This window comes from Mastigocoleus testarum BC008, assembly GCF_001456025.1.
Taxonomy (GTDB): domain Bacteria; phylum Cyanobacteriota; class Cyanobacteriia; order Cyanobacteriales; family Nostocaceae; genus Mastigocoleus; species Mastigocoleus testarum.
In genome coordinates, this window is record NZ_LMTZ01000037.1 from 1 (window position 1) to 19,566 (window position 19,566).

The following is a 19,566-nucleotide window of genomic DNA, read 5'->3' on the forward strand; positions in this document are numbered from 1 at the left end:
GGGACGCCCCATTGTTCGCTTTTGCTTCTTTTATTTCTTCATTCTTTATTCTACAGTTATATGCAACTTCACATAGAGTTGGTATTACAGATAATAATAACGAACCAGATCCAGCTGATTTGGTTGAAGTCACTGTAACTGTTGAGAACCTAGCTCCCGAAAATGGTACTTTACTAACACCATTGTGGGTGGGTTTCCATGATGGTAGTTTTGATACTTATGACCGAGGTAGACCAGCTTCTGGAGGCTTAGAAAGCTTAGCTGAAGATGGAAGTACCAGCCTAATTTCTAGCGAGTTTATTAGCAGTGGAGCCGGTACTGTAGATGGTACAATTACTGGCCCAGGGGGAGCAACACCAGGTCCAATTGATACTGGAGAAACTACTAGCCTTACCTTTACTCTAGACCGTTCCCTAGCGAGCAGTCGTTTCTTTAACTATGCAGCGATGGTTCTTCCCTCTAACGATGCTTTTATTGCGAATGGGAACCCTGAAGCATTTGAGATTTTTGACGAAAACGGTAATTTCTTAGGTGCAGATTTCGTAGTCAGAGGAAACCAAGTTTTAGATGCTGGTACGGAAGTAAATGACGAAGCAGAAAATAGCACCGCCTTTTTTGGTCAAAGTACCCCAAATACTGGAACTGATGAAAATGGTGTAGTCACAGTTCACCCAGGTTTTGAAGATGGGGGAAGAATTTTGAGCGAACCCAGATTTGCAAACGCAGACTTTACTGCTGATGGTTATGAAGTTGCAAGAATTAGGATAACAGCTAATAATGTGGAACAGTTTCCTTTAGGAACTCGTTTTCAAGACGACGGTCAAGGAGATCCATTACTTGATTTTAGATCGGTAGTTAATCAAGAGATAAGGGTTTCTGATCTAGACATTAGCAGTGAAGCTGCTTTTGATAACACTGTCGGTTTTTATCGCATTGAAGATACGAGTGGAACTATTCAGGATGAATTTGGTAATAATTTAAATCCTGGTGATGACGGTTATGCTGCAGCTGCTGTAAGACAAACAGTCTTGAATTTAGATCGAAATACTAGCGAGATTAGCAATTTTGCAGGAGGAAATCTATTAGCTCCTTTTGTAATCGCGAATGGAACAGCACAAGAGTTTCTCAATCAAAATCCCAATAACCAAGGAGGGGAAGAACCGATCGCTTATTTCTCTTTCCTAGGAGCAAATCCGGATGGAGTTGAGCATATTCGTTTACTAGATAACAATACTTTCGCTTTTGAAGATTTATTTGGTGGTGGGGATAATGATTTTGATGATTTAATCTTTGGGGCTAATTATGAAGTTGCTTAGTTATTTCTAGATCGAGGAGAAACAAAAGGAGCATTCCAATACGGTTATCTACACTACGTGAATGGATAAGCAGAGGAAATCCAAGGAGACTGAGGAGGAAAAAAGGTATATTGTATTTTCTTCCTTCTTTTATCCTCCTACTCCCCTTGCTTCCTCTAGTCACTTTATGCCTTATGGAAATTGTAAGCCGAAATTACTTAAGCTAGCAAAATACTCAAACCCTATTAGCCAATATCAAGTTCTTCAATAAATATACTCCAGAACTATCTTATATCTATTTCGTAGACATATTTTATGACAAAATATAAATAATTATTAAAAAACATCACTTATATAATTGAATATAAAAGTAATAAGAAATCATTTCTGTTTTATACTTACACATTAAACAATAAACTAAATTTTAATCTGTTAAAAGATGAAAAATAATAGTATACTAAATATACTTTAATATCTTTGTATGCTGATTAATAATATAGTTAAATTCATATACTACTATTTTTTGATTTTTATGATTTGATGTTTCGAATAATAATTATATATTCTAGATGCTGTTAAAGCACGATCTCAATCAAAAAATAATATCATTAAGTTTTTAAAACAGATATTTATTATTTTTATGCATAATATTATACTTACATGTATCAACTTTAATGTCATTTGCATCTACAAAAAACAGTATATTTATAGAAGTTGTATCGGATGAATTATTTCCTGCCTCAAAATATAAAATACAACTTCGTAAAATAATTGAATAGTTTATTCGCTATAGTCATAAATCGGCAGCAATTAGCAACACAATTAATTAGCAACATAAATAATTAGCACAACTATCATGAAAAATTAAATATAGACTTGCAGTTTTGGAGTAAATTCACGACTGTAAATGCTCTGACACAACATTATCAGGTTCTAATATCTACATCCAATTTAATTTATAACTAGATAGATTAAATCCAAGCCATGAGTAAGAATACGAAAATTATTAATCACTCACTTTTTCTATTTTTTTGATTATTCACACTATGATAAAAAGAGGATTTTGGGTTTTATCTTAAGTTTTATCTTGTACTTTATCGTTGTAATTCAATCATAAATTATGTGAGTTTTTAATCTAAAATATATTTTTTTACATGTATTTAAGAGTTTTAATGGGAATTAACTACTCAGGCGAAATACATTAATTCTTATATAAAAAAAATAATTAATTTTATTCTTTTTAAGAAGAATTAAAAGTTTATGCGATCTCAAATTTTACTTATTTTAATTCCCATTTCCTTCATTATTAGTAGTTGCAGAAATGAAGACTTAAAAATGGCGAGGTCATTTAGTACTTTATCTAAAGAACTAAGAAGTGCAAACGAAACTATTTCGGCTGATATTTATGTTTCCTGCACTAGATCTGCAACTTGGGAAGCTGTGATAACAGCTGCTAGTCGACAAAATATGCGAGAACAATTAATTATTTGCGATCGTTTATATCGTCCTAATTCACAAAATACTAAAATTGCGGGGAGTGTTTTAGTTAAATATGTTGCAGCGATAGGAGATTTAGCTAGCAACAATAGTAATAGTTTTACTCCTCAACTCGCAAATCTGTCAGAAGCTTTAGCTAATCTTGACATCAATGGAAATAAAATTAGTGACAATGCTCGCGAAGCTGGATTTCAAATTGCTGACTTTATCACTAATCTTATATTTAAAGATTTTCGTCGTCGTAATTTGAAACTCGCTGTTATTTGTACCGACCAAGATATTCAGAAGTATTCTACTAATCTCTCCAGCTTTATCGATTCATCCTATGTGAACTATTCTCTGAATAGGGAAATCGCCCAGATTCACGAACATTTTGGCTTTTATATCGGCGATGTCAATAAAAGATTGAGGAAAATATCAGATCGGGAAAATAATCTACAAAATTTAAAGATTCTTCAAGAACAACAGACTTTATTGGAGGAAAAAGAACGAGCAGAAATTAACAAAGTTATTGAACGAAAGAAAAAAGGGTCAGCTTATGTGGCTGCAATTCGTTTCACTGCTGACTTTCACCACAAATTGAAATATATCTTTAATAAGAATCAGGAAGAGCTTTCATCAAAACAAATTCAAAAATGTAATAAATATCGCTCCAGAAATCAAAAAAAAATCAGCCTCCAAAAAACTAATCAAGAAGATGAATCCTGGGATTTAGAAATTAGTAATTCGGAATTAAAGCAAGTCAAGAAAGCAACCAATGAGTACATTGATAAAATTACTCCTCTCTTTGAAGAAATTCAAGATTAATTGTCATCTAATCTAATTTTTTAAAACAAAGTAAATATGAATTATGTCTACCGAACTCAAGTTGGATGATTTAAAAAAGATTCGTCAGGAACTAACAAAATTAATTAATATTATCAGAGCAGAAGTTAGTGATGCTTTTGATATGGGGGAAATTTCTACTCAACAATGGCTAAGAGCAAGAGATAAGTGGGGCGATCTGGAAACTATAGAACTCGAGCTACAGGGTTATATTGACTATATAGAGCTAGATTTTATTCTCAATACGAATGTTGATAGCCCTTATTCCCGAATTTTACAAGCTACAAATAGCTTAAAAAATTCTGCGAGGAATATTGATAATTTCAATAATTTTTTATCTGATGTAACTGAAGTACTGAATATTTTTACTAGTACTGTTCGGGCGTTTCAAACCGGTGGAATTATCGACTTACAGGAGATTTAGTATGAATTGTATGGATTCTTTCGGTGCAGATGTCAGAGGCTCACCTTGACTTTAAGGTACCTGACTTCAATCAAAGTCAAGTTTGTCAATATGGGTGCAGGTAAAACGAAAATTCAACTAAATATTTCAACCAAATATTTCAACCAAATATAAATTCGAGATTGTCGTTTCACTCAATAGGGACTAAATAAGAATATGCTTTTTGCAATTGACCTAGGACATAATTGTCCTCCAGATACGGGAGCCATATCAAATAACTATTCAGAAGACGTTTTGGTAAAAGAAGTTGGTACTCGAGTAATTGAACTTCTACAAAAACGGGGACATAAAACTATCGTCGTAACTCCCCAAAATAGCTCTAGCGTAAGCAATTCTTTGCGTCAACGAGTCAATAAAGCAAATTCAAGTGGCGCGGATATCTTCGTATCAATTCACTTCAATGCTTTTTCTTCTCCTAACGTAAGGGGTTCAGAAGTTTTTGCTTTTAAACCTGGTGGAAAAGCCAGTGCATTAGCTCAATCAGTCCTGACTCAAATCCTCAAATTAGGCTTTACTGGTAGAGGAGTAAAATACAGTGGGTTTTTTGTTCTCAAGAATACTTTAATGCCAGCAATTCTAATTGAGTGCTGTTTTATCACTTCCCCAAAAGACATGCAGATATTTAATGCGGATAAAATGGCGATCGCAATTGTTAATGGGTTAGTTGGCGAAGGTGTCCGCAAGGATATAACCGGTAAATTACGCATTAATGTTGCCACTTATGCTAAACCCAACAGCGAACAATCAGAAGACTTAGAGCCTGGACTACTCCATTTTCTCCAACCTGGAGATTATCCTGCAAAACTTATTGGCGAAGAAGAGTCTCATCTTGTTGTTGAGTTGATTAACCGAGAATTAGGTGTTCGAGATATCCATTACTTTTACTCCGGTCACTCCCAATTTTTAGAAGCTTAAGCAATAGCAAATTTTAACTTTACATTTCAATTATTTATTCACAATATAATGGAGTCTTAGTCATGAGAATATCCCGTAGACTTCGCAGAGAATTGATACTCATAGCCTTCGATTTAGCCGATGGTCAAGTGGACGATCTAGAAGCAATGTGTGAAACCTTAGAAGCAATTGCTGCAGCAGGAAGAAAAGAACTAGAAAAAAATAATTAACGAAAGCTTAAAGGTTTATTACGATGAGAATGCAAACATCTGTTCCGGCGCAAAAAGTAACTGTTGCGACTGCTGCTGCTGCAATTGTCCAACTTTCTGTAGGTATTTCAGAGGTATATTTGAATAAACCAGTTCCAACCGCAATCTCAGGTCCAATTACAACACTAGTAGTATTTATTGCAGGGTACATAACACAACCAGCAAAACGCGACCAAATAAAAATACAATCAGACTCGCATGATGGAATGCAATAATATTAATTTTCTGGAATAGGTATCTTAAAATATAGGCGCTTTAGATATCTATTAAATTAATTCAAAATCAAAATTATTCTGGGTAGATAAAATATCTATCCAGAAAATATTCTTGTTTGCTGCTTTCATATTTAACTACAAAAGTAAATTCATATTCTTCAATCTTAATGAGAATAAGCAAAGGATTCATCCCGAAGTCGCTTTAAACAATTTATTTAAAATATTGTCAAAAGAACTTTTAAGTTGGTACTTGCGATACCATTTTTGAAAAGCAGCTTCGTAATCTTCACCTTTGGTTTGTAAACTATTCCAAGCATCAAGTGCTAACCCCATTCCCCAAAATAATACAACGTATAGTGACCAGCCCAAACCACCTCCACCCATTAAATCCACAGCTACCAAAATTGTATTTACAATTGCGTAATTACCTAAGCGTTTTTTGAATCTAGTACGACGTAAAGTATTGAAAGTTTGCCGATGCTGTAATTCTCCTCTTAAATTTTTCCAATCTCTTTCAGCCAATTTTAGGGATTCTGGAGAAATATCCATCTCCACAGCAATTTCCAGAAGTTGTTGATAAGAAAATTCCTTGTCATCGTCATCAACTTGACGAGAAATTGCTAAATGCAGAATCTGTTGTACATCTTCCTGGCTGTAATAATGAGCTTGCTTTGATTCAAATTCTGTCATAATACAAATCTCTAATATTAATTATTGTTACGGCTGAACGCCTTTCAAATACTACACATCAAACTAACAGCTATCAATATTAATTCAGGATTAATTCAGCTATTTTTAGAGTAACAAATCTAGCGAGTTTGGGAGTTAACATATAGCGTTACCTATATGGTAAATTAGCAACTTTTGAAACTTTTTACTTTTTATTGGCAACTGGAACTATGATTTTCCAAAAGCGTAAATATCCTTGATCGCACTTACCCAACCATCAGAAACAGATTCAAGGATTTGCCAACCTTTCTCTTTTGTTGCAGTTGTTGGATCTCCAATTACCCCACTTTTACTCAAGTCGCGGGTGGTCCAAGCAAAAGGTAGTTTGCCCTCGGGGCTCAACAAACTTCCTTCTGGTTGTGCTGGAGGGTACTCAGCAATTGCTTTTTCCATTTTTACCTGTTGTGGTAATAAAGCCAGCATAATACTGGTTTCAGCATCACCAGCATGCATTCCTTCTTTTGCTTCCTTGGGAGTTAATAATTCTTTAGTAATGTTAGGAACTCTCCAAGTGAAAAATGGAAATACCATCAAATCATCATATTTGACATGTAAATCCCGCGCCGCCATTTGCATTACTTGGGGTTGTCCACCGTGAGAATTCATTAATACTAATTTTCTGAACCCCGCCCGGTAAATGTTTTCCCCCACTTCCATAATAATGGCTGTCAGAGTTGCTGTGCTCAAGGTAATTGTACCGGGAAAATGCCAGTGTTCGTTAGACTTTCCGTAATAAATATTTGGTAGAGCATACGCGGGTATACTAGTATCAAGTTTTTCTAAAGCTTTTCCCAGAACTCCTGCCCCAATTGCCGCATCAACAATCAATGGTAGGTGGGGTCCATGTTGTTCTATTGCTCCTACAGGCTGAATTATCACTACATTTTCCTTATCAGGCATTGTTTCGATATCAATCCAGGAAAGATAAGGGAAAAAACGTTTAGGGGGTATAAAACCATGCATAATCAGTAATGAGGCTAATGAAATTGAGTGATAAATGATTCTCAGGCTAATTACCCGAATCGACTTTATGTGTCGCAACCAGGTTGAATGGGATTTTGTACCTAAAAGTTATTTGTAGGAGTGGGAAGAAGTAAAAAATTACCTTTAATACCACTTTCGTCAGACCAATTAATTTTCATATAAAGATTTTACCTGCCTTGGAGGAATTAATATGATGTCCGGCATAACACTTAAGATAAATTTCGTAATTAGGTTATTTTCGCAAAATTTAACTTGTGTTGAAGGTGCTGCAAATAAACATCTCTCTCGCTTTTTACTGAGTAGAAGCGATCTCAAATATCTATAAATATCCAAACTATCCCTCTCCTAAGAAACAGAAATGTTTCTTTACATTCATAAGGAAGCGATAGCCTTCCTCAGACGCTTTCGTCACTCTGGTGAAGTAAAAATATCAAATAATTTTTTGGCTTAAAGTTTCGGAATTTATCCTGTATATCACTTAATTACAATCTGCTATAAATGAAAAATTATAAATTATTTGAGGAAAAAAGACTTTAAAACTGTTATCTATATCCTAATAGCAATAAAGTTAAATTCATGGAACAGAACGGTAATATTCGTACTTTGACTGTTGATATTGGTGGTAGTGGGATCAAAGTAATAGTACTAGATGTCAAAGGAATGCCTTTAACTCAAAGGATACGATTAGATACTCCCCGACCAGCGACACCCGAACCCATCATCAATACCATTGTACGTTTAGCATCTTCCCAAGGTAATTTTCAAAGAGTTTCTGTTGGTTTCCCTGGCGTTATTCGTTATGGCGTAGTAGAAACAGCAGTCAACTTACACCCGGAATGGTTAGGATTCAACTTAGAAGCAACACTATCCAATAAATTACAAAAACCGGTACGAGTCATTAACGATGCAGATATGCAGGGGTTGAGCGCAATTTCCGGTAAAGGTGTAGAATTAGTTCTTACCTTAGGAACTGGTTTTGGTTCTGCTTTATTTGTTAATGGTAAATTGATCCCAAATTTAGAACTAGGACACCATAAATTTCGCAAAGGAGAAACCTATGAAGAACAGTTAGGACGGGTCGCGTTAAAAAAAATTGGCCAAAAAAAATGGAATCGGCGATTGAAAAAAGCAATTAAGCTATTACAAAATGTATTTAATTATGATTACCTATACATTGGTGGTGGCGAAGCTAGAAAAGTACAAATAGATTTAGCGCCGAACGTGAAGATTATTCCCAATGTATATGGTTTATTAGGTGGTATTGCTTTATGGAGAGATTAAGTATTAAGTAAGAATACTACAATTAAAGGTATTGTAATTAATAAGATGTCTCTTTAATCGCTCTTGCTGCCCCATTTATCATATGTGCCATTAGATTATTTTCTGTTAGAATGATATTTGTATATCAGGCTACATAATTTTAAACTATCCCATCTCATCAAATTTAAAATTGTTAAGTTAATGAATTTTTAAGTTAACTTGAGTGGGTTAATCTGTTCTTTTCGTTTTGCCACAGGTAATATATTTGTCCCTTATGGATAAATTGCACATAAACCAACTTGTGGGGAGTATCCAGTTTGAATTACTACCCAAGCTAAGGATAAAGAGCGTCAACCCACACGATCCAATACAGGTCAGTTATATTCCCAATCCTTGGAACCTTGTGGGTGCAGGTAATTATGCTGCTGTTTTTTATCACCCCAATTATCCAAATCTTGTGGTGAAGATTTATGCACCAGGACGTCCGGGGTTTGAGGAAGAAGTAGAAGTCTACCAACGCTTGGGTTCCCATCCTGCGTTTTCTGACTGTTTCTACGCTAAAGATGGATTTTTAGTCTTGAGACGGTTGTATGGAACAACTTTATATGATTGTATGAATCTCGGTATACCGATTCCCCGAAAGGTGATCCAAGATATCGATAAAGCTCTGGATTATGCACGCGATCGCGGTCTTTTTCCCCATGATATTCACGGTCGCAACGTAATGATGCACGAGGGTAGAGGCTTGGTTGTAGATATTTCTGACTTCCTCGATGAGGAAGAATGCTCAAAATGGGAAAACCTGAAAAAGGCATATTATTTGCTTTATCGTCCTTTGATCTCTCCATTGCGACTAAAGGTTCCCTACGGTGTTTTAGATGTTGTGCGCAAAAGCTATCGGGCTGCAGGTAAATTTAAAACAAGGTGTGAGAAATTACTTACAATGTTCAAACGGGAACAAAAGCAAAATCGCGGTGTCCGTTAAGAGTTAAATATTTACTGTTTTTATTCGTTGTTATTCTATTTCAACGCGTTCCCAAATTAGTTCAAATATTTTTGGAACATCATCGCTTTTGCTCGGTGGTGTTTTTAATTTGATTCGATTTCCATCTAAGGTAAAAACTCTGGTTAAATTTTGACCAATTCGATTTGGCATTGATGCGACTTCTACATGATGGGTTACAGTATTTTCATTTATAGTATATCTTCCTGCGTATGCATTAAAAGTGGTGAAAGCTTGGGCACGTTCCTCTATTGGTACTGAATGTATCGCCTTACTAAGGGTTGAACGCGCATTTCCACTTAAGGGTGGGCGATCGCCTCGAGAAAATATCACCATCATTTTACCCTCTGGAGTGTAGGTAATGTAGCCAGTGGGATTTGCTCCAAAAGCTTCGGGTTCAATTTTTCCATCAGGAAGTATTGCTGTAACGGAACTTAGTTTCCAAGTCCCAATTAAGGGGTTGTCTTGGGTAGATAAATTCATAAATGTTAGTTATTTAGTTCCTCTAAGGGTATTTTTTACCTAGGCTTTCAATATTATATTATTCCGAAAAATGTAAATAGCCTTATGTAGTCATTTTACACAAGCTCATTCGAGCAAAATAACTAACCAATTCTAGTAACAAATCTATAGTTTATAAGGATAAGATTATGTCCAAAGTAGTTCCTGTTTATCAATATTATGCCGAGCAACCTTATGGAGGAATTAGATATTTTTACTCCGTAGACCCTAATGTCGAGGCTGGTTGGACTTTAGATAAAGATTGTAATGATGGCGTAGCTTTCAAAGCTTTCAAAGATAAACAAAAAGGTAGTGTTCCGGTTTATCAATATTATGTAGAACAACCTTATGGAGGAATTAGATACTTTTACTCCACAGATCCTAATGTCGAAGCTGGTTGGACTTTAGACAAAAATTATAACGGTGGTATTGCCTTTTATGCATGTGCAGAACCAACCCTAAGTGCAACACCTGTTTATCAGTACTATTTCAAGCAAGAGGATATTGGAGGTTTTAGACACTTTTATTCTAAGGATCCTAATGTTGGAGCAGGATGGACTTTAGATAAAGATTATAAAGGAGGTATCGCTTTCTATGCACTTTAGTAAAAGCACTTATAAGTGATAGCTAGCATAAGTTAAATTCTTTTCTGTTCGGGATTTACGCACAAATAATTTAATTAAGCTATTTACAGCAACGCGATCTGTGTGGGGTTAGTAAATGATTGTCACGAGAGAACAGGAATCTCAAGCTATAAATAACTGGTTTCAAAGAGACTCCCAATACTGTAGTAATACTAAATTCGTTAATTATCCTCTTTTAAAAATGAGAAAAGGAGTGTGAAAAGTGCGAGAAGTGTCAAAAATATTTTAATAGAGGGGTATTGAACTTAGTATAAGCTTTGGTAAATGCTAAGTTAATGAGTGCGTAAGTCCTAATATAAATACTATTTCCATACACCTAAGAAGATATATTCAAGCTTATTTTGACTTTGTTAAATGCTTAATTAATTAAATTCGACCGCTTATTTATTGGAAATTTAAATTTGCAGAGATATAGCAATGCTACATCTCTGCATAAATTATTGATTAGAACCCAAATAATTTAGGGTGAAATTATTTTATACAAATTCTGATTAGATAATACTATAAGGATTTGAAGGGATCTTGTTCGGTTTTGTCCAGTTCTACAAAAAAGTTTTTAATCTTACCTCCAAGTTGATTCGCCGAATTTTTCAATTCCTCTTTTTGCGAATCATCAAGACCATCCCAAAAAGATCGCCATAAACTTCCTGCCATTTGAATACCGACAAAAGGAGAAATAATACTTAGAGGTATAAGAATAGAGCTACCAAAAATCATGACAACTAATGTCAAAATAGCACCGACAGCCACACCCTGTTTACCTGCTTTCCAAGCAATATCACTCACTCGTTCTATAACTTCACTATTGGTTAGTTCGCCTCGGCGTCGTGCCCCTTCAAGGTGCAGAAATTCCTTTAGAGCTTTATAGATGGCAAAAGATATACCGGCTCCAACGATACCAGTCGCAGCAGACTCAATAACATCTAATTTTCCCAGAACTTCAGCTATTTCTCCTTCCTCTAATCCTGCTTTTAAAGAATCATTCATTTTTGTAGCTTTCGACTTCGAACCTTTATATAACTTGGCTAAGTCAAAAACATCCATGTTTACTCGAGAGGGTTCATATTTAACACTATCCATTGTCTGAAAACCTGTCATTTGTTGTAATTACAAGTAAAATTGAGCAAAAAACCCTAAATAGTAGCATTTTTGGTCAATTTGCTCAAAATAAACCTCAGCCAATTACTAATTAGTTATGTTTTTTGTGAGTTATATTTATGAATCTTGAAAAAATAACTCATACAAAAACATAATTGAGATTAGTTTTGTGAGGAATGAACATATAATTCAAAACCAGATTTTTAACTTTTAAATTATATGAACAACCATGTTTTTTATTATAGTCATTTTGCATTTTAATACCATAAGTAACTATTTAATGCTTCAATCGTTTCCATAATAAAAACTTTACTGTTTCTAGGGAACTTTTTTTGGCTAATTCTTTTGGTAGAGTCAATTAAAGTACTTAACTAAAAACTTAAATTTATTACTAATTGAACTTAGCTTTTATTTGATGAACTTTTATCAGTAAACTTATATGCTTTGGCTAAGTAATATCCACAGTTAATAAAAGGCTAAAAGTTTGCCCTGTAAAGGATTCGCAAGACTAATAATGAATTTTGGAGTTATAGATATCGCGTTCTATATTTCTCAAAATTCATGATTATTATTTGACTAAGTAAATATTTTCTAGTGAGCGTAAGTATCAATACGATTACATAATTCGCCCGATATTTTGGCAAGTAAATATAGTAAAAATAATCAAACATATATTTCATGTGATGTTTGACTATATGCCAATTTTTTGGGCTTATTACTAATTGTTACTTACTAATTTTAAATTGCGATCACATTTAAATATCCACTGTTGATTAGAGTAAAAATATGAATAATTTTTTACTTTTTAGTGGTAATTGCTGCTAGTCTTTTTGTACCTTTTTTTGCTCGTAATATTTACTAAATATAATGGAGGATAATATAGTAACATCTTAGGGAGTGCTAATGGTAAAAATAGCTCTAAAATTCCCATAATTAAATAATTTCTAATTTTCATCTTCCTTTAGGAGGATATCCAGACCCAATTTCTGTTTTAAGGCTTCTGGTAGATTTTTTGTAGTTTCCAAGCCACGCACACCTTCCCAGTTCGTGTTTTCATCCCAATGTATGTCTCCAAATAATTCATCACTTAGGTATGCGCGGCTGAGGTATGCGCGGCTGAGGTATGCGCGGCTGAGGTCTGCGCCACTTAGGTCTGCATCGCTGAAGTCTGTGCTAATGAGATTTGTGTTGATTAGCTTTGCACGACTAAGGTTTGCGCTGCTAAGGTTTGCGCTACTGAGATTTGCACGACTGAGGTTTGCACTTACAAGATTTGCGCTACTGAGGTTTGCACTATTAAGGTTTACACTGATGAGATTGGCAATACTCAGGTTTGCACGACTGAAGTTTGTTCGAATAAGGTTAGCACTACTAAGATTAGCGCTGCTAAGGTCCGCATCCATAAGGTTTGCACGACTTAGGTCTACGCTGTTGAGTTTTGCACCAACGAGATTTGCACAACTGAGATTTGCACCAATGAGATTTGCACCGACGAGATTTGCACCAATGAGATTTGCACCGACGAGATTTGCACCGACGAGATTTGCTCCGCTGAGATCTGAATTACTAAGGTCTATATTCGTAAGGTCTGCACTGCTGAGGTATGCACGTCTGAGATTTGCACTACTGAGGTCGGCACCACTAAGGTATACACCTCTGAGATCTACACTACTGAGATACACAAACCTAAGGTCTGCATAACTGAGATATTGCCCAACTACACTATTAAAAGTTCTAAATCTGATTGCATCACTGTAGTTAATAATACGGCGTAACTTAAATGTCCAATTATTTTTTGCTTGACCAGAAGGATAAAATATTATCTGTTCTTTTAAATCATTTTGTTCTTGTGCATACCGATGTAACTCCAAGAGCAAAATCATCACATTTAAACCGGCATAAATATCTACCTGTCGCTGTCCCAGTTCAATATTTTCCTCATGTAGTTGTCGTGATTTTTTCTGGGGTAATGTTTCTGCATAATCATCAATAAATTCCCCATCACACCAGCGTTGATAAAAATCTTCCAAACGTCTGAAGAGTTCTACAGGTCGAAAATGCTCACTTGCTGTTACCAAACCCATCAAATATTCGACAATTTCTGGCGTCAGTCCCCCATAACCCAACAAATCATAGATTTCCCAGTCCATTTGTTCTTGTGGAATATTAAAACCTCTTCCCTTTTTATTTGCTTTTGGGTCTGTCCAGCTTTCAATATTTTCTTTAAGGCGCTCGGAAAACAAAAATTCACTAAAACTTTTATGAGCAAATTCCACTGAACCTGTTTGTCTTACCGGTTGCAAGTAGAAAGCAGCTAAAGCATTTCTCAGGGGATTATCACCTATATGTCTTCTGGCTTCCTCAAGGAAATTCTTTGCTGTTTCATCTCCCTTAAGACGTTTTTCAATCATCGACATTGCAGCACATTCATCACCGGACTGTACCACACATAAACCAGCTTCCGTGAGAATATATCGTAAATCTTCTGTATCTTGTTCTGTTATTTCTCGCTGTAAAATTTCCGGACGTTGTTTTGTTAGTACCCAATCTAAAGATTTTTGGTAAATTAAAATTTTACTTGTAGAAACAGAATATGTTGTGTCTTTAGAAATAGCAAACATTTCTTCTGTTAATTCGCCATCGCGATGCATTGCAGCCAATAAGTAAAGTAATAATGGCTCTTGTGCTAGTTCACGAACTCTTGTGGGACACTTTTGATTAGCTAAAAACTGTTCAAACGCTGTTGCTTTATCATCTCCAACTTGTACAGACCATTTTTGAAACCATTGTTCTTGGATATCTTCATCCATTGGTAATATTTTCACTCGTTCCAGATTAGCTGGCATATTTCTTTCAATACTTTGCAGTGCTAAAGTACGTCCAGTAATTAAAACTCGATGACCTTTTTCTGGGTTTCTTTGACAGCTTTCCTGAAATACACCTACTTGTTTGAGAAATTTTTCTAAACCACCGCTGGTTCGACCTTCCATTAATAATTCATCAAAGCCATCGAGCAAGAACAAGTAACGGATATTTTTATCTGTCAACCAACCGCGATCGCTGTTAGCAAAATCTCGATCGACTACTGCTCTGAGTGTATTCTCAAATTGTTTTTCAAAAGCCTCAATATCCCGTAAGCAAACTAAAACAGGTGTCCACACTGGGTATAAATTCTGTCTTACCCAATTGGCAAACATGCGACAAAATACACTTTTACCACGTCCTGGGTCACCTTGGATAAAAATTACTTGGTTAGCTTTTTGGGGATTTTGAAGTAAATTATTTGCCCAAAATTCTAAATTAACAGGTTTTTGTTGTTTATCTTCTTCACCATTACTGTTTAATGGTTGCGCTTTAAGGGGTACGTAAATATCTTGAAAAGTAAAATCTTCTGCAAAAACTTTTTCTTGCGGTTGCTTTGAAATCTCATATTCTAGGTAATCATCAATACTCTGATATTTTTCTAATTCTTGAAGCAAACGTTCGGACATACCATGGAAAATCTCTAAATTAGCTTCAGCTAAAGCTTGATTCATATATCTCTGAGTACTCCAAGCTATCCTTTGGGTTAAAATGTCAGCTTCTATTGGAGTTAGTCCTGCTTGTCTGAGAGAAAATGAGAGATGTCTGTTTAAATCATGGGCTAATTTCGTTTCTCTAAAACAAGTAATAGCAATTCTTGCTTCTTCTGGATCGAATTGAAAATTTTCTGTTAGTTCCCCTAGTTCCTCTAAAGCCTGTATTTTCTCAATTTTTGTTAATACAATTTTTGTGAAAAGATTTTGATTGCTATCTTTAATCTTGCAGAGAATTCTTTCAAAACTTTCTACATAAGCTAGTCGCGATGCGATTGCAACACATTCTTCTAAAGTCAGTTTATCTTTAGTCCGGTCTTGATAAAATTTTATTCCTTTACTCGCAAGTCCCACAAAGGAAAGTCCTGCAACAGCGACAGCAGCAGGTGCAAAAGAAGAACCCAACAAACCTAAAGCAATCGCTAATTCCAAACTGGTTTTAGAAACCTCTGCACCTGTTTCTGTGGCGCTACTTGGTTTCTTTGCAAGCTCCCCAATATCATTTCTGAAAAACTTCCAGAACTTTTTCAGTTTGGTTGTCATTGCTAATCCTAAAGCGGGTATTAGATCGAGTCTAGCTAATTGCTTACTATAGAGATAATATTTGATTTTGACTACACCGGTAATGAATGACAAATTTAGCAACGGATACATCCGGATTTTATCCGTTGCTCAATATCCATTACTCATACCCGTAACCCAATATCCGTTACTAATCTTTCATCAATTTCTTAAAATCTACTGCTCAATATCCACAACTCAATATCCACTGTTAATCTTTCATCCATTCCCAATACATCTAAAAACACTGTTCCCTGTTCCCTGTTCACTGTTCCTTTTCCATGGAAAAAATATATGATCCTGATACGGGAGGTAGATTCGTGTTTATAAGTTTAAGATTAATAAGTTTAAAATTGATAAGTTTAAGATTCATTCTGTAAAACACCCCCACTAAATTGTATTTAAACCAAGGTGTATTTGAGGCGTTCAAGATTTGGGTAGGGAAAACCTGTATGACTTGGGAGCAACTATGAAAAGCGATACAGCAGTAGAACAGTTAAGCCGCTACAAAGATTATGGAGAATCGATACTACAAAGCTTAGAGTTACTATCGCAAAACCCACCACCAGAAGAAGTTTGGTTCCCTAACAGTTTTCAGGAAACGGTCGGGCGATTACGTTCCTACGCTCAAAAAACGGTTGAACTTGCTTCTTCTCCGGTGAAAATCGGCATTATGGGAGAATTTAGTAGCGGCAAAACTTTACTAATTGGTAGTTTAATTGGTTATGCTGATGCACTTCCCGTAAGTGAAACTCCGACTACAGGTAATGTCACTGCTATTCATCTGGTAGCTCAACCCAATTTGCAAACTACCAAAGTTGGTAAATTTACGGTGGAATATCTTTCCCATATGGGGGTGAATGAATGTTTGAGATTTATGCTTAAGGAAACGGAACAACGAGCAAAAGCCTCAAATGTAAGTGTTTATCAACTTGATATTCTCCAAAATTTGCAACCGACCGATACGGTAGATACCGAGGGAATTTTACGATGGTGTGAGGAAGTTTGGCAGGAAACTCAAAGTTTAGAATTGCGATCGCTACTACGGGAATTAGTAGTATTTATTCGGACTTACACTGCTTACGGTAGTCAAATTTGTGGCAGAATTTACCAAATAGATTATGAAACGGCGAGGAAAGGACTAAAGTTAGTCGAACCGCCGATGAACATTTTAGAACTTGAATTTAAAGACCTTCCTAAGGTGCAAGAAGATTGGGAAAATTATACAACTCCATCAAGTAAAGATTTAAATAACAGTTTTTCTTTGATTCGGAGAATTGATGTCACGGTACAGGTATCTCAGGAAATTTGGGATTTATCTTCTTTACAAGGTGCGAATGAATTTGTATTGTTAGATTTCCCTGGTTTGGGTGCTGCTGACTCTGGAGTCAGAGATGCTTTTTTATCTTTACGGGAATTAGCAGAGGTGCAAACTATTTTGCTACTGCTGAATGGAAGATATCCCGGAGGTGGAACGGCGGCGAAAATTCGTAGCATGCTAGAAAAAGATAAGGGACAAGACCTTAAGGATAGAATCATTGTTGGTGTGGGTCGGTTCAATCAATTACCCGTAACTTCTAGCGATGAACGGTTAATTGATGAGTTATTAGAAGAACTATTACTTTCGGAAGAAACAGTATTAGAAGACCTAAAAATTCTCCAACTGATTATTGCAAGTGCAAGTAATTTAACAACAGAGAAAAAGAATATTGTTCTACTTTCCCAAATTTATGGATTGAAAGAACTAGCGGAAATTTCCCGATTGATACAGGTTGGCTCGCCAGAATTTCTCCCCGAATTAGATATACTCAATAAACCCCAAGAGTTAGAGTGGCGACAAAAATGGCAACAATTAAGTGAAATGCTTCCACCTACAAGCATTTTGAAAAAACAGTTGAGTGATTATGTAGAAGATGGTGGGATCGGAAGGTTACGTTCCTTGCTTAAAGAGCACGTCGCTTTACATGGAATGAAGCAACTTGTCGCAGATACCCAACGTTCAGCTCAAATTATCCGTCAAGAACAAGATAACTTAGCCAATATTCTCGAAGAAATCCCCGCATATATCCCAGTAGTAGAAAACCCAGCTTTTTTGGAACTCCGGGAAGCCATCGAAAACTTGGTTAGTACCTACAGGGAATTCCAAGACGATCTAGATAAACAACCAATTTTGAAAAATCGTTACGGAGTAACAGTAAGCGATGTTGTCAAAGACGAATTAACCCACAAAATCTTTTTTGATTGGAGTGAATGGACTTTATTATTGGACAGTACCAAAAATGGTACCATTTCCCTCACATCCACTGAAAGTTTCTTTGGTGATGAAGAAGTAGAAGATTTTCTTCCCACTCGGAGCGATGATTTTTATCCAGCTTTCGTTCAGAGCTTGGAGGAAATGCAGATATTCGCCCACGAACATACAACTGAAGCAGTGAAAGACCTATTTCACAAATTAGCGATCGAGGTAGAACAAGACAAGAATAATATTTTTGAAATAGTTGTACCGGAAATGGAGCAACATATTCAGCAAAACTTTGGTAAAAATCAAGTACGCTTGTTTCGTAACCTGATGCGAGCAATAGATCCGGTGAGAAAATGGCAAAACCTTGTAATTCAACATAGCGGACTTGGTGGTAATTCAAATGGAAAAAATAGATCCATAGACGCCGAAAACTTATTTCCTCTAGCCCGTCAAGATAATAAGCATATCCAAGGTCAAATCTTTGATTGGAGTCCCGAGAAAAAATATCCCGTACCCCCCAGACCTTTTAACCATCAAATAGCTGTTTTAAGATTGCGTAACGAAATTACAGCGAGCGCCGGATTGCATTTAACTCAATACGTCAGCGAACTAACAAAAGAAGTTAAATCTACATTTTATAGAGCATTAAAAGAAATTTTAGATAGCTTGCAACAACTACTCAAATCAAGAAACGAACCATTATTAAGATATATAGCTTCAGCAGAACAACGTATAGCAGCACCGACACCACCTTGGTTAGAAACATTGTCGCAAATACCGAGGATTTCGTTTCCAGAAGAAGGAGTCAGGAGACAGGAGACAGGAGACAGAAGATAGGACAGACCGCGTTTACAGCGTTAATGTAAGTGGGGCGTAAGTACAGCAGGAGGAGGAAGATAAGAAAGGAGTTTTAGGAATGGGTTAGAAATGAATTATTAAGACCGAAAAGTTCTCCAAAGTGAGAGATATAAAAAAGCGAGATATAAATATGAAACAAGCTGCAAAAAGTTTTAAGGACTTAATTGTTTGGCAAAAAGCACATGAATTTGTTTTATCTGTATATCGTTTGAGTGGTGATTTTCCAAAAACCGAAACTTACGGATTGACATCACAAATTAGACGCGCAGCTGTTTCTGTACCAGCAAATATAGCAGAAGGTTTTAAACAGAGAACATTAGCTGACAAAGCTAGATTTCTAAACATTTCCCAGGGTTCTTTAGAAGAATGTCGCTATTACTTAATTTTGGCAGCAGATTTAAATTATGGTAACACTCTTACACTAATGTTGCAGCTTGAAGAAGTAAGCAAATTGCTAGATGCGTATGTTAGTAAAATTCAACAACGTAATCGCACTTGTGAATTAGTAATTGAGACTTATCAAACTGCAAAAAGTAACGAAAAGTAAACAATCATAGAATTCAGGATTCAAGAGTCAGAATTTAGAAATAAAAATAGCGGACTCAATATCCAGTTTTAGTTAGCCATGTCATTGAGTCAAATTATTCATATCT

At 35.7% G+C, this 19,566-nt stretch carries 16 protein-coding genes; 11 read left to right on the forward strand and 5 right to left on the reverse strand.

The annotated features are described in order from the left end of the window. The 6 genes from BC008_RS49320 to BC008_RS07670 form a co-directional block, all read left to right on the forward strand. A partial coding sequence (locus BC008_RS49320) for a spondin domain-containing protein (protein WP_058183395.1) occupies positions 1–1,316 on the forward strand: 1,316 nt, incomplete at its 5' end. Between the two features lie 1,239 nt (positions 1,317–2,555). Next, on the forward strand, positions 2,556–3,599 hold the full coding sequence (locus tag BC008_RS07655; RefSeq protein ID WP_058183396.1) for a hypothetical protein: 1,044 nt from the start codon (positions 2,556–2,558) through the stop codon (positions 3,597–3,599). Between the two features lie 43 nt (positions 3,600–3,642). Beyond that, complete coding sequence (locus BC008_RS07660; RefSeq protein WP_027844900.1) at positions 3,643–4,041, forward strand: hypothetical protein; 399 nt, start codon at positions 3,643–3,645, stop codon at positions 4,039–4,041. 195 nt (positions 4,042–4,236) lie between these two features. Further along, complete coding sequence (locus BC008_RS07665; protein WP_027844901.1) at positions 4,237–4,995, forward strand: N-acetylmuramoyl-L-alanine amidase; 759 nt, start codon at positions 4,237–4,239, stop codon at positions 4,993–4,995. A 62-nt stretch (positions 4,996–5,057) separates the two neighbouring features. Further along, positions 5,058–5,204 (forward strand): hypothetical protein, encoded by a 147-nt coding sequence (locus BC008_RS49325; RefSeq protein WP_161938088.1) that lies wholly within the window; start codon positions 5,058–5,060, stop codon positions 5,202–5,204. 23 nt (positions 5,205–5,227) lie between these two features. Continuing rightward, positions 5,228–5,458, forward strand: a complete 231-nt coding sequence (locus BC008_RS07670) for a hypothetical protein (protein ID WP_058183397.1) — start codon at positions 5,228–5,230, stop codon at positions 5,456–5,458. 186 nt (positions 5,459–5,644) lie between these two features. On the opposite strand, the gene BC008_RS07675 is transcribed toward BC008_RS07670, so the two are convergent. Beyond that, entirely contained in the window at positions 5,645–6,148 is a 504-nt protein-coding gene (locus tag BC008_RS07675) for a 2TM domain-containing protein (RefSeq protein ID WP_027844902.1), read from the reverse strand. A gap of 207 nt (positions 6,149–6,355) precedes the next feature. Beyond that, a complete protein-coding gene (locus tag BC008_RS07680) occupies positions 6,356–7,150 on the reverse strand; it encodes a creatininase family protein (protein WP_027844903.1) in 795 nt (264 codons plus the stop codon). Between the two features lie 597 nt (positions 7,151–7,747). On the opposite strand from BC008_RS07680, the gene BC008_RS07685 reads away from it, so the two are divergent. Both BC008_RS07685 and BC008_RS07690 read left to right on the forward strand, forming a co-directional pair. Then, positions 7,748–8,452 carry an ROK family protein gene (locus BC008_RS07685; protein WP_027844904.1) on the forward strand — a complete coding sequence of 235 codons (705 nt, stop codon included), beginning with the start codon at positions 7,748–7,750 and terminating at the stop codon, positions 8,450–8,452. A gap of 253 nt (positions 8,453–8,705) precedes the next feature. Next, on the forward strand, positions 8,706–9,416 hold the full coding sequence (locus BC008_RS07690) for a protein kinase family protein (protein ID WP_027844905.1): 711 nt from the start codon (positions 8,706–8,708) through the stop codon (positions 9,414–9,416). A 30-nt stretch (positions 9,417–9,446) separates the two neighbouring features. Here the strand turns inward: BC008_RS07690 and BC008_RS07695 are convergent, their stop codons facing one another. Further along, positions 9,447–9,917 carry a lipocalin-like domain-containing protein gene (locus BC008_RS07695; protein WP_027844906.1) on the reverse strand — a complete coding sequence of 157 codons (471 nt, stop codon included), beginning with the start codon at positions 9,915–9,917 and terminating at the stop codon, positions 9,447–9,449. Positions 9,918–10,084: 167 nt separating this feature from the next. Between BC008_RS07695 and BC008_RS07700 the strand changes: the two genes are divergently transcribed. Further along, positions 10,085–10,540, forward strand: a complete 456-nt coding sequence (locus tag BC008_RS07700; RefSeq protein ID WP_027844907.1) for a hypothetical protein — start codon at positions 10,085–10,087, stop codon at positions 10,538–10,540. A 540-nt stretch (positions 10,541–11,080) separates the two neighbouring features. Here BC008_RS07700 and BC008_RS07705 read toward each other — a convergent pair. Both BC008_RS07705 and BC008_RS07710 read right to left on the reverse strand, forming a co-directional pair. After that, positions 11,081–11,677: a hypothetical protein gene (locus BC008_RS07705; RefSeq protein ID WP_058183398.1), complete on the reverse strand. Its 597-nt coding sequence runs from the start codon at positions 11,675–11,677 to the stop codon at positions 11,081–11,083. Positions 11,678–12,621: 944 nt separating this feature from the next. Further along, positions 12,622–15,906, reverse strand: a complete 3,285-nt coding sequence (locus BC008_RS07710) for a pentapeptide repeat-containing protein (protein ID WP_235595818.1) — start codon at positions 15,904–15,906, stop codon at positions 12,622–12,624. Positions 15,907–16,282: 376 nt separating this feature from the next. On the opposite strand from BC008_RS07710, the gene BC008_RS07715 reads away from it, so the two are divergent. Further along, positions 16,283–18,892, forward strand: coding sequence for a dynamin family protein (locus BC008_RS07715; RefSeq protein ID WP_058183399.1), 2,610 nt, complete (start codon positions 16,283–16,285; stop codon positions 18,890–18,892). Between the two features lie 151 nt (positions 18,893–19,043). Next, a complete protein-coding gene (locus tag BC008_RS07720) occupies positions 19,044–19,460 on the forward strand; it encodes a four helix bundle protein (protein ID WP_058183400.1) in 417 nt (138 codons plus the stop codon). The last annotated feature ends 106 nt before the right edge of the window (positions 19,461–19,566 follow it).